Raw genomic sequence first — 14,112 nt, 5'->3', positions numbered from 1 at the left:
GCGATAAAACGATATGATACGAAAAGAAGAAGTATATAAAATAGGTATATTCAACAAACCTCATGGCATTCACGGAGAATTGTCATTCACCTTTACGGATGATATTTTCGACCGTGTAGAGGCCGAATATCTCATCTGCTTGTTGGACGGTATATTCGTACCGTTCTTTATCGAAGAATATCGTTTCCGCTCAGACACTACGGCTCTCGTCAAACTCGAAGGAGTGGATACGGCAGAACGCGCACGGATGTTTACCAACATTGAGGTTTATTTTCCCGTGAAGCATGCCGAAGGAGCCGGACCGGGAGAACTCAGTTGGGATTTCTTCGTCGGTTTCCGTATGAAAGAAGTACACCACGGCCAACTGGGTGAAGTGACGGATGTGGACACCTCTACCATCAACACTCTGTTCGTGGTAGATTATAAAGGAGAAGAATTGCTGATTCCGGCACAGGAAGATTTCATTATGGACATCGACCAGAAGCATAAGGTTATCACGGTGAACCTGCCGGAAGGATTACTTGCTTTAGACGATACGGAAGAAGCGTGAATAAGGCGCGAAACGCAAAGTTCAAATTATAAATAGAAAGTTTATAAGTGGCAGCAAATAAGAAGAAAAAAAGAAGAAAAGCCTTTTGGAGTAATATCAAGTTCAAATACAGACTGACTATTACGAACGAGAATACCCTTGAGGATATTGTCACCTTACGTGTGTCCAAATTGAACGGAATCTCCGTATTGCTTTCCGTACTGACGGTACTCTTTCTGATTGCCTCCCTGATTGTTGCCTTTACCCCGTTGCGCAATTACCTGCCCGGATACATGAACAGTGAAATTCGTGCGCAGGTCGTGGAGAATGCCCTGCGTGTAGACTCGCTCCAGCAACTCGTAGACAGGCAGAATCTGTACATAATGAATATTCAGGACATCTTTCTGGGTAAAATCAAAACCGACACCATCCATTCCATCGACTCCCTGACTACCGTACGGGAAGATTCGCTTATGGAACGAACGCAACGCGAGGCTGAATTCCGCAAACAGTACGAGGAAACGGAGAAATACAACCTGACGAGCATCGCCTCACGCCCCGAAGTAGACGGACTGATATTCTACCGCCCCACCCGCGGCATGATTTCATCTCCTTTCAATGCCGAAAAGAGGCACTTCGGAACGGATATAGCCGCCAATCCGGGAGAAAGCGTATTGGCAACCCTGGACGGAACGGTCATTCTGAGTACCTATACAGCCGAAACCGGCTATTTGATAGAGGTACAGCATAACCAGGATTTCGTATCCGTCTACAAGCATTGCGGCTCTTTGTTGAAACGCGAAGGCGACACCGTAAAAGGCGGAGAAGCCATTGCCCTGGTAGGCAACAGCGGGCAACTGACTACCGGACCGCACCTGCACTTCGAACTGTGGCACAAAGGAAGGGCGGTAAACCCGGAACTCTATATCGTATTTTAAAAGTATAAAGCATTAAGTATAAGATATAAACCTGAAAGCATAAATTATAAGACTGATGAAGAAACAAATTGCCATACTTGGCTCTACCGGCTCTATCGGTACACAGGCATTACAGGTCATAGAGGAACATCCCGACCGATACGAAGCCTATGTACTGACAGCCAACAACCGGATGGAGGATTTGATAGCTCAGGCGCGCAAGTTCAAGCCTGAAGCAGTGGTAATAGCAAATGAAACGAAATATCAACAACTGAAAGACGCACTTGCCGACCTCCCCATCAAAGTGTATGCCGGCGAAGAGGCCTTATGCCAGATTGTGGCGGAAAAACCTATCGACATGGTACTGACAGCCATGGTAGGCTATGCCGGACTGAAACCGACTATGAACGCAATCCGCGCACGCAAGACGATAGCCCTCGCCAACAAGGAAACATTAGTCGTGGCGGGCGAGCTTATCAACGACCTGGCACGTTTCAGCGGTACTCCCATCTTGCCGGTAGACTCCGAACATTCTGCCGTATTCCAGTGTTTAGCCGGAGAAATGGGTAACCCTGTCGAGAAAGTTATACTGACAGCTTCCGGCGGCCCGTTCCGTACCTGTACAATGGAGCAGCTTGCCACCGTAACCAAGACACAGGCTTTGAAGCACCCCAATTGGGACATGGGAGCCAAAATTACAATAGACTCCGCTTCCATGATGAACAAGGGGTTTGAAGTGATTGAAGCAAAATGGCTGTTCGGTGTACGCCCCGACCAGATAGAAGTAGTGGTACATCCGCAATCCGTCATTCACTCAATGGTGCAGTTTGAGGACGGAGCAGTGAAAGCGCAGCTGGGAATGCCGGATATGCGCCTGCCCATTCAGTACGCATTCTCCTATCCGGAACGCCTGAAAGCGTCTTTCCCCCGGCTGGACTTCAAATTGTGCACGGACCTGACATTCGAGCAGCCGGATACGAAACGTTTCCGCAATCTGGCGCTGGCATACGAAGCGCTGCACCGTGCAGGAAACATGCCATGTATCGTCAATGCAGCCAATGAGGTGGTGGTAGCCGCTTTCCTACGGGACGAAATATCATTCCTCGGCATGAGCGACGTAATCGAGAAGACAATGGCGCGCGTATCCTTTATACAAAAACCTGCTTACGAAGACTATGTGGCAACTGACGCAGAAGCCAGACGAATAGCAAAAGAATTGATAGTTAAAAATTAAATTGCAAATAATAAAATAGTAAATAATTAGATGGAAACATTCTTGATCCGTGCCCTGCAACTTATAATGAGCCTTTCATTGCTCGTAATAATCCATGAAGGCGGGCACTTCCTCTTCGCTCGTTTATTTAAGACACGAGTGGAAAAATTCTGTTTGTTCTTTGACCCGTGGTTCACCTTGTTCAAATTCAAACCGAAAAACAGTGAAACGGAATATGGTATCGGCTGGTTGCCTTTAGGCGGGTACGTCAAAATTGCAGGTATGATAGACGAGTCTATGGATACCGAACAGATGAAACAGCCCATGCAACCGTGGGAATTCCGTGCCAAACCGGCATGGCAGCGTCTGCTGATTATGATAGGCGGCGTACTGTTCAATTTCCTGTTGGCATTGTTCATCTACTCCATGATACTCTTTGCGTGGGGAGATGAATATGTACCTTTACAGAAAGCCCCGCTGGGTATGGACTTTAATGAAACGGCTAAAGCAATCGGTTTCCGTGACGGCGATATATTGGTATCCGCCGACGGCGTACCTTTTGAACGCTATGGTGGCGACATGCTGACAAGCATCGTCGATGCACGTCAGGTCAGCGTATTGCGTAACGGGCAGGAAGTATCCGTGTACATCCCCGAAGATATGATGGAACGCCTGCTTGCCGACAGTGTCCGTTTCGCTTCATTCCGCTATCCGTTTGTCATCGACAGCATTATGCCGGGACAACCTGCCGCACTTGCCGGATTACAACCGGGTGACAGCATCACTCAATTGGATGGACGTAACATCGCTTACTTCGACTTTAAGGAAGAAATGCTGAATCGCCAAAAAGCAGCTAACGACAGTACCAGCCGCCTTCTCACCCTGACTTACGTCAGAGCGGGGGTAGCGGATACCGTAAAGCTGACTACAGATTCTTTATATCAAATCGGTGTCGCTGCATCCCTGCAGACAAACAAGCTGTTGCCCGTTGTCAAGAAAGAATATAGTTTCTTCGCATCTATCCCGGCCGGGGTTACCCTGGGAGTAAATACGCTGAAAGGTTATGTCAGCCAGATGAAGTATCTTTTCTCTAAAGAGGGCGCCAAACAACTTGGCGGTTTCGGAACAATCGGCAGCATCTTCCCTGCAACATGGGACTGGTATCAGTTCTGGTACATGACGGCATTCCTTTCAATCATCCTTGCTTTCATGAACATTCTGCCTATTCCGGCATTGGACGGCGGGCATGTTCTGTTCCTCATCTACGAGATTGTAGCACGTCGCAAACCCAGCGATAAATTTATGGAGCGTGCTCAAATGGTAGGTATGTTCCTATTGTTCGGCTTGCTGATTTGGGCTAACTTCAATGATGTGCTCAGATTCTTCTTCTGATGGTTAGGATATAAAAAACACATCGTCTGTTTGACTATAACAGACGATGCGTTCAGTAGTAACAGATGGTGCATTCCATATAAACGCACCATCTGTTTTTTTTATTTTTATACCAGGTGTGCAATCCACTCTTCACGGTCGCCCGGCAGAAGGTCGATAACCGGAATCTCAACCATTGTATAGCAACCCGGTTGCTGACGCATTGCAGCACGTGCCACACATACCAGCACTTGCGCAGTAAGCGCCGGATTATTGATGCGCATGTTGAATTCGAACAGTTGGTTCTGTGTTTTTCCGGAAACGCCCTTACGGGTCAGGTTTACACCGTGTCCCATATCAAGCAGTGCATCTACGCTCGGAACAAGTTTCACATGCGTTTCGTCATTTACAAAATACGGATCGGCTTTGATGGCGGCAGCTACTTTGTCAAATTCGTAACCATCGTTCAGTTCGATGTAGACCATACGGCGATGTATGCCCGTACCGGTAGGAATCGTCATTGAAAGAGCGGCTTTTACACCCTCGATAGCCTTTACTGCCACCGTATGTCCCATACTCATACCCGGACCGAAGTTGGTATAGGTAATTCCCTTCGGCGCAATAGCCTCCAGCAAGGTACGCACAACAGAATCGCTTCCCGGATCCCAACCGGCAGAAATAATAGAAACAGTATTATGTGCTTTTGCCTCAGCATCCAGTGTACGGCGCAATGCCGGAATGCCGGTATGAATATCGAAGCTGTCCACTGTATGGATGCCAAGTGCCAATATCTCTTTAGCATATTTCTCAACGCTACGCGTAGGAGTACAAAGGATGGCCACATCCACATCCTTCAACTCTTTGATATCTTTCACTACGGAATATTCACTCAATTCTGCAGGACGGTTCTCTGCCCCTGCACGACGTACTACTCCTGCGATTTCAAAATCGGGAGCTGCCTGTAATGCCTCAAGTACAAAATGTCCGATATTGCCATAACCCACGATGGCTGCTCTTACTTTTTTCATCTTTTTATCGGTTTTAGTTATCAACTTTCTATTTTATGAGCGCAAAAGTAAGCATTTTAATTTATAACTTAACTATAGAAGCCCTCAAGTTTCACAGAGTTTTTCTTTTTTTAGAGACTAAAAGTCAATAATAATTCCTACATTCGCAGAATTAGGAATAATAATCATATGATAGAATACATTAAAGGTGAAATTGCCGAGCTGAGTCCGGCAAGCGCAACTATAGACTGTAACGGTTTGGGATATGCCGTAAATATTTCCCTGAACACATATGCTGCCATACAAGGAAAGAAAAGCTGCAAGCTATATATCTATGAAGCTATCCGCGAAGACGCCTATATCCTTTATGGTTTTGCAGACAAGCAAGAGCGTGAGCTGTTCCTTCTGCTGATTTCCGTATCAGGCATCGGCGGCAATACGGCCCGCATGATTCTTTCGGCTTTATCGCCTTCCGAATTGATAAATGTTATCAGCACGGAGAATGCCAACTTGCTGAAAACGGTGAAAGGAATCGGTTTAAAAACAGCCCAGCGTGTGATAGTCGATTTAAAAGACAAAATAAAAACCTGTGGAATGGCTTCCGGAGCGGTTGACATAACCGGTCCTGCCTTTACCGCCGCCAATGCACAAGTACAAGAAGAAGCCGTAGCCGCCCTTACAATGCTGGGATTTGCACAAGCTCCTTCACAAAAAGTAGTAACGGCTATTTTGAAGGAAGATGCCAATGCACCGGTAGAACAGGTTATCAAGCTGGCTCTGAAAAGATTATAGTCCATACATATTATTCATACATTAAAAGTAAACAAGCAATGAAGCCAGTTCCTATTCCCATGAAACAATGGTTGGCTGCCAACGAACGTACACGTGTACTACCCGGCGACCAATGGTATCTCAATTTTTCAGCAAGTATCCTATCGTTAGTAAAGCAATCTCCTCTATTCAAGGAAGATGACTATGCGCAGAAAGATGCCACAGTATCACTCACTATGTATTTTCAGGATGCAATTGCCCAGACCGGCGGTTGGAAGACATTCACCGAATTATACTACAAACAGTATAATACCTACCTTCCCTTCTATCCGCTATCCGACAGCTACATCCCCGATGAAATCAATCCGGAAGATATAGCATTTGTACTGTGGACATTAAAATCACACTTTGCACTCTATGGACCGGATGAATATACGTTACAAAATCCGTATGATAAGGACTTGTTGGCTTTAGCTCAGGAAGCTTATAAAATGATGGACGAAAAATTTGAAGAAGCGCCTATCAATGAAAAAACTTCTTCTTTTTTATGGGTAATGGGACCGGATTTGTTAGATATGCCCTTTGTTCCTCTTCCCGAAATCACTCCTGAAACAAAACTAAGCAAGGATGTGGAGCATTGTCTGGAATACAGCGGTGGCAAACCTTTACTATATTTTGCTACCTATAAAGAACTCTGCAAATTCTTTGTTGAAGTTCTAAAATGGGAAAATACCCGTTCTGCTTTACTTCCTGACTTACAGTACAAGAAAGAATTCGTAATATACGCCAATGCCAAAGGTATGCTAATAGCCCACGATGTAGCTGCCTATTTTTGTGAAGAGCACAACCCGATGTACAATGCCAAACGCGCTGCTGCCGAAGGCTACAAACTCTTTTGCCGCCCGGGAGCCTGCCCGTTCGACTTAATAAAGTACGGTATGCTCAAAGGAATATTACCAGATGTGCAATTTCCATTTGACAACGGCAAAGAAATACTACAGCAAAATTGGGACTTTATCGCCCGTTATTATCTATGTGAATATTATGAAGGGGAATAAAAACGCACAATCGCACCCTAACCGGAACAAAAAAGCCAAACCGACAGGAAAAAGAATCGGAAAATCAAAACCGTCCAAGGCTAATAACCAATTAAACAGAAGGGTGAAGTAAGCGGTTAGTGATTAGTGATTAGTGATTAGCGGTTAACGATTAGCAACTGTCATGCGACGTAATTACCAACCTAATCACTAACCACTAATCGCTAATTATCCATCATAATTCTATGATTTCTTCTTTGCACAAAGTCAGTTTCTCAAGGCCGTCGGTGGTTACTGCCCATGAGTTTTCAATTCCGATAGGACCTATACCGGGTAAAACAATCTTGGGTTCCAAAGCAAAAACCATACCCGGTTCCAATTCCTGCTTCATACGAGGAGCCAATACGGGCATTTCATTTATTTCCAAACCAATGCCATGCCCTATGAATTTTGCCTTTTGGTCTACTCCCATAAAATAATCCGCAAAACCGGCTTTCGTTACTATTTCAATAGCCCTGTTATACATATCTTCACAAACAGTTCCCGGTTTTGCCATTGCCACAATCTCCTCTTGTATTTCTAAACACGTCTGATGTGCAGCATAGGCCTGTTCCGGCAACTTGCCAATGGAGAACACACGGCTCATATCGCCCATGTAACCATAGAAGTTTCCACCCATATCCACCATGAAACATTGCCCCGCTTGCAGGAGAGTGCCGCTCACGCCACCGGGCAATGAAGGATCAAGCCCTTTGCCGCCCAATGCAAAATCATACGGAGAAGGAACCGCTGCATTGTCACCGGCCAAAAGACTTCCCATGAAGATTTCCATACTCTGTCCGAATACGCGGAAAATACCCAGACAACCTTCCAGACGCATCAACCGTTCTATTTCAACAGATAATTGACGGTCGGTCATTCCCGGCTGATAAACCGAGGGAATCTGTTCGTATGCCTTTGTATGGGCAGCTCCGGAACGACGGAACATTTCGATTTCCATCGGAGTTTTTACGCTTCGTGCCTGACGAATCAACGCAGTGCCGCAAGGCACGACCTCTGTTTCGGGAAAGCAGGCAGCCAAACGATTATATTCCGTAAAGGGTAGTTCGTCACCCTCCAGCATCAACTTGACCGGCAAAGGAAGACCGCATTCTTTCAATAATCCGGTTATTTGCTCCGGCTTACGGATAGGATGAATATGCTCGCCCTCAATATCGTTAGGGCGCTTTATGAACAAACGCGCAGGAGCATTCAACGGCAGATATAAATAGCCGCTTACTACGCAACCATACGTATAGATTAAGTTTACATTGCAGGTAATAAGTGCCGCATCGATACCTTGTTGGGCCATGAGGGCACGTATCTTATCACGTCTTAATTTCAATTCCGGTTGTAACATCTCTTAGTTATTTATAAATTTCGAGCAGCAAAGGTAATAATTTTAGGTGCAATGGAATTACTCTTCGGGCACATAAATAATCTCGCCGTTATCCAACTCATAAGCAATCCCTACCTTTTTGCCTTTTTTACCGCTTTTGGCATCCTGATTCTCCGACGGAGTATATTTATTGATTTTCTGACCTTCTTTCGTAATAATCTCCATGTTCTCTTTTCCGGGATTCTTTACCATAGTGAAATCTTCCTGACTGAACATCTCGGTCATATTGTAACGGCTCACCAATGCAACCATAAGTGCTACGGCAAATACCATTGCAACATCGAAAAGATTGCTTACCACACTCATCGGGTCGCTATCTTCTTCTTTTCTCAGCAAACGCCTTTTCATTATTCTTTTTGATTTTGGTTTAACAATTCAGAGAGAAATTCGAGATTAGTCATATCCTGCAAATACCAACGCTGCTTGACTTGCTGTGTTATAAACCCGATAGCACTGGAGAACAGCCCGACAACCGTAGTGGCAAATGCCACCTGCATATTGTAGGCCATCGAGGCAATGTCACCGGTGGAAAGCCCTACAAGTGCCGGACCCATTGGAATCAGCGTTCCCATTAATCCCAACATCGGTCCCATTTTGGTTAGAGTCTTGGATATTGCCAAATCTTTATCCGCCGCTATCTCAAAATCGGCAAGCAGGCGCTGCACGTGCGCCGGACTATCTTTCATCTCGATAATACGGTGAATGTAAGCAACCACCAAAGAGTTGTTCTTCTTGGAGAGGTGTCCGCCCAGCTCCGAAACTGTTTCAGGAGTCAGTGCATCCAACTCCTTGCGCAGCAAGGCATCGGTCTTACGGATAGCCAGATATTGCCCGAAAAAGTTTCCGAGGAGCAAGACCGAACGTCCGAAAAGAATAATCAACAATACGATAACAGGAACCAGAAGCCCTGTAGATATCCAATAGAGAATGTCTGAAATGTAATTCATAATTTTTATTTAATTAGTTAGTTTGTCTTTTCAATTTCACTTTTCTTAAAATCATTCCGACCAATGCACCGGCAACAAGCAGGATTGTCAAGCCTGCCAACGCTCCCCAGTCTACCTCGTCTATTCCTTTCACTGCCGTACGGCCGCTGACAGTAGCGATAATTCCCAAAATAGCAATCAGGGCATTGGCGAGGAAAAGCAATTCCAGCCGAAGTTCTTTTTCGGGCAGTAACCAGCGCAAAAGGAAGCTCCCGGCAGGTATCAATACGAATACCGCCGCTGCCATGCTCCAGGCAATCAGGGAAAAGGATACCCCGGGGAAGGAGAATATCAATGCGACCAAGCCGCAGAACAGTACCGGAAAAACTAAAATACCCGGAAACCAGCGCAGTGCCTTATAAGCCCATAGCACGCGCTTCTTCACAGGTCCGGCACTTTGGATATGTGCAGCCAGCATGCAGAAGGTCATCTGCAGAACCACTTCCACGCTCAGTACAACGGAGGTATCGAGCATCAGTGCAGGATTAGCCAGCCAGTCGGCAATCTGGGTTTTGGACTGCTCGATAGCATAAGGCCACATCAGCCCTACGAACAAGGCACAGATGACGGATATTACCAACACCGACCTTAATTTACGATAAGTTTGCTTCAACATGAAGTTGAAGCAAACCAATATCATAAGTACAAAAACAACCGTTTCCATTATTCCTGTAGTTTTTTACGACGATGACGGACGAGCAACAGCAGTACGACGATAGCAAGCACTACTACCAAACCGACTATCGTATTGCTCAGTACATTGGTCTGTTCTTCTGCAGTAGAAGCCATCTCCTCTTTTTTCATCACCATCCCTTTCTTGTCATCGGATGCGGCAGCTTCACGTATCTGAACAATGTTTTTCTTATATTCCGCCGCTGCCTGCGCATCGGTTTTCGAAGCAATGAACTGCCTTAACTTGGTATTGTCACAAACAAAGCCGGAACAGGAGGGTTTGTACTTGTTTACCAAATCGGTATGCAACTTGGCTATATCGGCCACTTGCTGCTCGTTGGCTTTCCACATTCCCTTGCGCACCGTCTCCAGCATAACAGCAGTCATCTCCTCCAAAGCTGCCGGATTCTGTTGCTCGAAATATTCATGCAAGCCCAGGCCGAACTTATCCTTTACGTACACATTATATATCTCATCCCACATTTCCTTATCGATAGCTTTGGGCTTCATCACATTCCAGCCATATGTGTTTTGTACAATCTCGGCAAATGTATTCGCAGCACCTGCTTCTCCTTTCATTTTCTCCTTGATATAGGTAGGGTTGAAGATAGTCGTACGGCTCTCCACTCCGATAGCTTCCTTGACCTCCTGCATGCGGAAGTTGTTGCGATTGCGGTAATCGCTCAGGTAAGCATCCGGGTCTTTTCCCGTCACATTACGAACTGCCAGGTTGAGCCCGCCCATAAACTCGTACACGTGGTCGAGGCTCAATGCTCCCCACATATTACTCTGGCGAGGCTGTATAACCGCATCCGTACGTGACAGCGCAGCTTCGAAAGCGAATTGACGGAAGGCTTCCCAGTTCTTCTCACTGCCATAGTAAGCACCCATATTGTTCAAATAGGTATCTGCTATTTCTTTCTCGCTTTCCCAACGGTCACCGCTCATTACCATACCCTGGATACCGGTTCCATAACCGCCGTTAGCTCCTCCGAACACGCGGAACGTAGAAATCTCCCTGGCGTCTTTAGGAGTCAAGCCTTTTTCTATCAATACCCGTTCTGCTTCGACCACTCCGGCAGCAACCTGATTTTCGTACTGGTCGTCTTTTGCATGGGCAGCCATTTCAACCGCTCGGTTAATAAGGAACAAGCGGGAAGCTGCAATGTCCCTCAACTGCCCGCTCGTCTGTACTACCACATCGATACGCGGGCGTCCCAGCTCTTTCGAGGGGATGAGTTTCAAATCCGTAACACGGCCGAAAGCATCCCGCAGAGGTTCCACACCCAGCATATAGAGTATCTGGGCGATAGTGGCTCCTTCCGTCTCGATGAACTCGCCGCTCCACAGCGTATAGCTTACTTTACGGGGAATGCTATCATTGTGCCGGCGTTTATACATCTCGATTGTATTATTTGCCAACTGTATGCCTTTCTCCCATGCCGCCTCGCTCGGGGTAGCCTCTGCATTGATTCCGTAGAGGTTGCGTCCGGTAGGCAAGGTATTGGGATTTACTATCGGATCGCCTCCCGGTGAAGGCTGGGTATATCCGCCGTTCAATGCATTCGTCATGCTGAGCAGTTCTTTTTCCGGACTTTCTATTAGTGCCTTTTTATATTCTCCGACATTTTTAATTGTGCGCTCGACTTCCATGACTGCCAAAGCAAAAGTGATTTCTTCTTTGGTATATTCTACGGAAGAAGGCATTTTATTCATTGGGGCTTTCTCTCCGCCTCCCACAGCCATCATCATCGCCATCATGCCCTGCGGCGCATTACGCGATTTTTCCATCTTCCGGGCTTTGGCAAGTTCGTCGGGCGTGATATCCGCCACACGGCAGATGAGCTCGTCCGTTCCCAAAGCCGGATTAGCCAGCAACCGGGTTACTAAAGTACGGGCAGGATTCAGATAATGCTGTGTGAACAAAGCGCGGTGTTTCACCGTTTTTTCGTCGGCGCGTTTGCGGAGTTTGTCCAGGGCAAGCAGGCTGTATGCAATCGGTTCGGTAGCCATGGCGTACACGCTGCTCTTAATGCGCGCATCTTCATAAGGAACGCCCATTGTATAAAGCTGTCCCGTTATTTTCTCCGTAGCCAGTTCCTCGGCAAAATTCTCGATACGCAAAATCTCGTCTTCCGTATAAGGAACGGTGAGTACGCTGTCCAGTTCCAGCTCGCGGTGAATACCCAGCTTCACCGCCACTGCCTTCACAGCCAAAGAAGCACGGCGCAAATCGACTTCGCTACGCATATCTTTCCGGGATTCCTGTTCGTGCGCACCGTTAGAACAAGCACTGACAGCATTATTGTATATCTTAATTTTCTCCACAAGTTCACGATAGATACCACGGACACTGCTCTCGAGGAACGGAGGGGTGAGGTAAGACTGCAAGCCTGCATATGCCCTGCGTTTGGCTATCATACCTTCTCCCACATTTCCTATCGAATAAATATAGAAATGAGGCAAAGCGCCTACCAGCCGGTCGGACCAGTCGTTACTACTCAAAGCAACCTGCTTTTTCGGTGTAAATTCCAGACTGCCATGAGTACCGAAATGAATCAATGCATCGGCCTTAAAACCGAACTGCGTCCACAAATAAGATGCAATATAAGTGTGAGGAGGTGCGGCATCCGTACCATGAACAATCTTAAACGCATTGTCTCCCTTTCCGGCGGCATTTTGCGGCAGCAACACCACATTCCCGAACTGTAAGCGGGCAACTCCCAGACGTCCGTCGCCGGTAGCCATATACTCACCGGGAAATTCTCCGAAGGAAGATACGACTTCCGCATATTTTTCCGGCCTGAGTACTTTCCTTACCCAACTTTCATACTGTTCTTTGGTAATCAGCTCGGGATGCCCGTTCTTCATGAAGTTGTCGAAAGCTCCTTCCGCATACGTTCCGAACACAGCTCCCTGTGCTTGTATCATACGTTCCAGTTCTTTGGAGGATGCCGGCAAGCCGTCTACCTTATACCCTTCTTTCTTCAAATGCAGCAATAGGTTGTAAAGCGAAGGGGCAACTTCCATACCGGCAGCAGCCATTGCGTTCTGTCCCGGGCCTTTATAATAATAAATCGCCACGCGCTTTTCATTGTTGGGCTTGTTCTGCAACTTGATATAGTTATTCACCGTCTCTACAAAAGTTTCCAAACGTTCGGGAATGGCAAAAGCATGCTGCAATCCTTCTTCATCCCTATAATGTCCGAACAAAGCGAAAGGACGGATAGCCCCGTCTATTTCGGGGGTTACGACACTTTGCGAGAGAAATCCGCCGCTCATTCCCATTTTGTCGTTCTCCCACTCTTCTACGAGCCGGTTTACATTCAGCGGAGTAAACAACGGGATATTCTGTTGTGCCAGATAATCCACGATATAGTCTCCCATGCGCCCGTGCGCCATATTGATGACTGCCGAGGGGGATACCGAATCAATTTGGTGCCTGCCAATGAAGCCTTTCATACTCCGTACCGGATAAACGACATTACCCGTCTCCTCCAGTTTCCGGATAAGGTCTGCCGGTTCGCCCATCATACCAGTGATTATGATACGGGGAGCTCCCTCTTGCAACAGCCCGTTTTCCTGCAGGAAAGCATTGTATCCGGCTATCGTATTGAAACCGAGTTCTTCATCATCCGGCTTCTTCGGGTCGGCATGATATATCATATCATTGGAACGTTCTGTTACAGCTTCAGGTTCGTCTACCGAAATAAGCTTGCCGTCGATATGCTTACGTACATAATTCAGCATGCTACGGTAGTTACGGCGCCCGCCATTCCCCAGGTAACTTCTCAAAGTGTCAGCCTGGATAGAGTCCAGCGAAATTATCTCATTGGCAGGATTGGTGGCGGAAGTGGTCAGAATGGGCAAGCCGTCATCGGCAGCCTTCTGTATCTGCGCACGCTGTTCTTCCGTTATTCTCATCCCCATGGCATTGATAAATACCATGTCGTAGGAAGTCAGTTTATCCAGTTCGTCGGTACTGACTTCTGCTATCTTTATAAACGAATTATCATTAGCCTTGGCCATTTGTCCGAGACTGATAACTTGATAATTGACAAATGCTACTCTTGTAGAACTGAACCATAAGTTCCAGATACCTATAAGCAGCAACACGAGGACGGCCGCACAGCCGCTCCCCAATAGTTGTTTTTTCTTCATATCGATATTT

General features: G+C 46.7%; 12 protein-coding genes. 6 read left to right on the top strand and 6 right to left on the bottom strand.

Annotated elements, in window-relative coordinates; translation table 11 throughout:
* The first annotated feature begins 13 nt into the window (after positions 1 to 13).
* The 4 genes from rimM to rseP are packed head-to-tail and all read left to right on the top strand — an operon-like array spanning position 14 to position 4,051.
* A complete protein-coding gene (gene rimM, locus AB5903_RS04545) occupies positions 14 to 550 on the top strand; it encodes a ribosome maturation factor RimM (RefSeq protein WP_272710799.1) in 537 nt (178 codons plus the stop codon).
* A gap of 47 nt (positions 551 to 597) precedes the next feature.
* Entirely contained in the window at positions 598 to 1,467 is an 870-nt protein-coding gene (locus AB5903_RS04540) for a M23 family metallopeptidase (RefSeq protein WP_005657063.1), read from the top strand.
* 55 nt (positions 1,468 to 1,522) lie between these two features.
* Positions 1,523 to 2,680: a 1-deoxy-D-xylulose-5-phosphate reductoisomerase gene (locus AB5903_RS04535; protein WP_117955609.1), complete on the top strand. Its 1,158-nt coding sequence runs from the start codon at positions 1,523 to 1,525 to the stop codon at positions 2,678 to 2,680.
* 30 nt (positions 2,681 to 2,710) lie between these two features.
* Positions 2,711 to 4,051 carry an RIP metalloprotease RseP gene (rseP, locus tag AB5903_RS04530; RefSeq protein WP_005657069.1) on the top strand — a complete coding sequence of 447 codons (1,341 nt, stop codon included), beginning with the start codon at positions 2,711 to 2,713 and terminating at the stop codon, positions 4,049 to 4,051.
* 107 nt (positions 4,052 to 4,158) lie between these two features.
* Here rseP and AB5903_RS04525 read toward each other — a convergent pair whose 3' ends face one another.
* Complete coding sequence (locus AB5903_RS04525) at positions 4,159 to 5,058, bottom strand: diaminopimelate dehydrogenase (protein WP_005657071.1); 900 nt, start codon at positions 5,056 to 5,058, stop codon at positions 4,159 to 4,161.
* Positions 5,059 to 5,226: 168 nt separating this feature from the next.
* Between AB5903_RS04525 and ruvA the strand changes: the two genes are divergently transcribed.
* Together ruvA and AB5903_RS04515 are read left to right on the top strand one after the other, a co-directional pair.
* Positions 5,227 to 5,829, top strand: a complete 603-nt coding sequence (gene ruvA, locus AB5903_RS04520; RefSeq protein WP_005657073.1) for a Holliday junction branch migration protein RuvA — start codon at positions 5,227 to 5,229, stop codon at positions 5,827 to 5,829.
* 38 nt (positions 5,830 to 5,867) lie between these two features.
* Positions 5,868 to 6,866 (top strand): DUF3843 family protein, encoded by a 999-nt coding sequence (locus AB5903_RS04515; RefSeq protein ID WP_195658000.1) that lies wholly within the window; start codon positions 5,868 to 5,870, stop codon positions 6,864 to 6,866.
* A 214-nt stretch (positions 6,867 to 7,080) separates the two neighbouring features.
* Here AB5903_RS04515 and AB5903_RS04510 read toward each other — a convergent pair whose 3' ends face one another.
* Genes AB5903_RS04510 through AB5903_RS04490 form a run of 5 tightly spaced genes read right to left on the bottom strand, consistent with a single transcriptional unit; the run spans position 7,081 to position 14,102 of the window.
* Positions 7,081 to 8,244 (bottom strand): Xaa-Pro peptidase family protein, encoded by a 1,164-nt coding sequence (locus AB5903_RS04510; RefSeq protein WP_272710800.1) that lies wholly within the window; start codon positions 8,242 to 8,244, stop codon positions 7,081 to 7,083.
* Positions 8,245 to 8,301: 57 nt separating this feature from the next.
* On the bottom strand, positions 8,302 to 8,631 hold the full coding sequence (locus tag AB5903_RS04505; RefSeq protein ID WP_005657078.1) for a DUF2149 domain-containing protein: 330 nt from the start codon (positions 8,629 to 8,631) through the stop codon (positions 8,302 to 8,304).
* Positions 8,631 to 9,230, bottom strand: a complete 600-nt coding sequence (locus AB5903_RS04500; protein ID WP_005657079.1) for a MotA/TolQ/ExbB proton channel family protein — start codon at positions 9,228 to 9,230, stop codon at positions 8,631 to 8,633. Before AB5903_RS04500 ends, AB5903_RS04505 begins: the two co-directional genes overlap by 1 nt.
* 13 nt (positions 9,231 to 9,243) lie before the next feature.
* Positions 9,244 to 9,933, bottom strand: coding sequence for a hypothetical protein (locus tag AB5903_RS04495; RefSeq protein WP_117901732.1), 690 nt, complete (start codon positions 9,931 to 9,933; stop codon positions 9,244 to 9,246).
* Positions 9,933 to 14,102, bottom strand: a complete 4,170-nt coding sequence (locus AB5903_RS04490) for a cobaltochelatase subunit CobN (RefSeq protein ID WP_272710801.1) — start codon at positions 14,100 to 14,102, stop codon at positions 9,933 to 9,935. Before AB5903_RS04490 ends, AB5903_RS04495 begins: the two co-directional genes overlap by 1 nt.
* Positions 14,103 to 14,112 lie beyond the last annotated feature (10 nt).

The sequence above is a fragment of the Bacteroides sp. 2201st1_D9_2201SCRN_220225 genome (assembly GCF_040928965.1).
GTDB classification, from domain to species: domain Bacteria; phylum Bacteroidota; class Bacteroidia; order Bacteroidales; family Bacteroidaceae; genus Bacteroides; species Bacteroides stercoris.
The sequence above is the reverse complement of the archived record's forward strand: the minus strand, read 5'-3'. Positions and strand labels throughout refer to the sequence as shown.

What these genes read in the sequence shown, in the direction of transcription:
- ruvA (WP_005657073.1), top strand. Translation starts at nt 5,227, where the DNA reads ATGATAGAATACATTAAAGGTGAAATTGCCGAGCTGAGTCCGGCAAGC.
- AB5903_RS04515 (WP_195658000.1), top strand. Translation starts at nt 5,868, where the DNA reads ATGAAGCCAGTTCCTATTCCCATGAAACAATGGTTGGCTGCCAACGAA.
- AB5903_RS04535 (WP_117955609.1), top strand. Translation starts at nt 1,523, where the DNA reads ATGAAGAAACAAATTGCCATACTTGGCTCTACCGGCTCTATCGGTACA.
- rimM (WP_272710799.1), top strand. Translation starts at nt 14, where the DNA reads ATGATACGAAAAGAAGAAGTATATAAAATAGGTATATTCAACAAACCT.
- rseP (WP_005657069.1), top strand. Translation starts at nt 2,711, where the DNA reads ATGGAAACATTCTTGATCCGTGCCCTGCAACTTATAATGAGCCTTTCA.
- AB5903_RS04495 (WP_117901732.1), bottom strand. Translation starts at nt 9,933, where the DNA reads ATGGAAACGGTTGTTTTTGTACTTATGATATTGGTTTGCTTCAACTTC.
- AB5903_RS04490 (WP_272710801.1), bottom strand. Translation starts at nt 14,102, where the DNA reads ATGAAGAAAAAACAACTATTGGGGAGCGGCTGTGCGGCCGTCCTCGTG.
- AB5903_RS04510 (WP_272710800.1), bottom strand. Translation starts at nt 8,244, where the DNA reads ATGTTACAACCGGAATTGAAATTAAGACGTGATAAGATACGTGCCCTC.
- AB5903_RS04505 (WP_005657078.1), bottom strand. Translation starts at nt 8,631, where the DNA reads ATGAAAAGGCGTTTGCTGAGAAAAGAAGAAGATAGCGACCCGATGAGT.
- AB5903_RS04525 (WP_005657071.1), bottom strand. Translation starts at nt 5,058, where the DNA reads ATGAAAAAAGTAAGAGCAGCCATCGTGGGTTATGGCAATATCGGACAT.
- AB5903_RS04500 (WP_005657079.1), bottom strand. Translation starts at nt 9,230, where the DNA reads ATGAATTACATTTCAGACATTCTCTATTGGATATCTACAGGGCTTCTG.